Here is a 795-nt window from a genome sequence, read left to right as displayed (position 1 = left end):
GCCGGCACCGCCCGGGCCGCCCTCATGGATGCGGCGCGCCAATGTGCAGCCGGCGCCCGCGCCGGAGCCTGACTATCCCGTCTCCGTGAACCCGGTCCATCCGCTGCATCGCTATTCAGCCCAGCCCGCCGCGCCCGAGCCTGATCTTCATCAGCCGCAGGCCTATGAGGATCAGGCCTATCAGGATCACGCCTATCAGGGGCAGGCTTACCAGCAGCAGCATCACGCCTATCAGCAACAGGCCCATCAGGAGCCTTATCAGCAGCCCGATCCGGCGCGCTACGACGATGCGCTCTACGGCCGGCTGGAGGCAGGCGAGCAGGACTATCAGCGCGATCCGGCCTATCCCGACGATCCCTACGCCTACCAGAGCGATTATCCCGAGGCGGAGCTCGAGGAGCCGAAGAAGCAGCGCGGCGGCATGATGACGGTCGCAGCGATCCTGGCGCTTGCCGTGGTCGGCACGGGCGCTGCCTTCGCCTACAAGACCTATGTCGGCTCGCCCCGCAGCGGCGAGCCGCCGATCATCAAGGCTGACAACACCCCGACCAAGATCGTGCCCTCGCCGGCGGACTCCTCAGCCAAGGTGCCGGATCGCATGGTGAGCGGCGATGGCTCCGAGAAAATCGTGCCGCGCGAAGAGGCGCCCGTCGACGTCAATGCCAAGGCGGGCGGTCCCCGCGTGGTGTTCCCGCCGTTGAACCAGAATGCGAACCCGCCGTCGGTCGCGAGCGTGTCGCCGTCCACGGTGCCGCCGCCGGGCGCGGGGGTGGCTGCGAGCAACGGCACGCTGCC

Annotated in this window: 1 pseudogene; it reads left to right on the top strand. The window is 68.6% G+C overall.

Annotated elements, in window-relative coordinates:
• A pseudogene (locus tag MOV74_RS39415) lies at positions 1-795 on the top strand (SPOR domain-containing protein); the annotation flags it as partial.

It is taken from the genome of Bradyrhizobium sp. SHOUNA76 (genome assembly GCF_023006445.1).
Taxonomy (GTDB): domain Bacteria; phylum Pseudomonadota; class Alphaproteobacteria; order Rhizobiales; family Xanthobacteraceae; genus Bradyrhizobium.
This window is presented reverse-complemented; position numbering and strand designations above follow the sequence as displayed.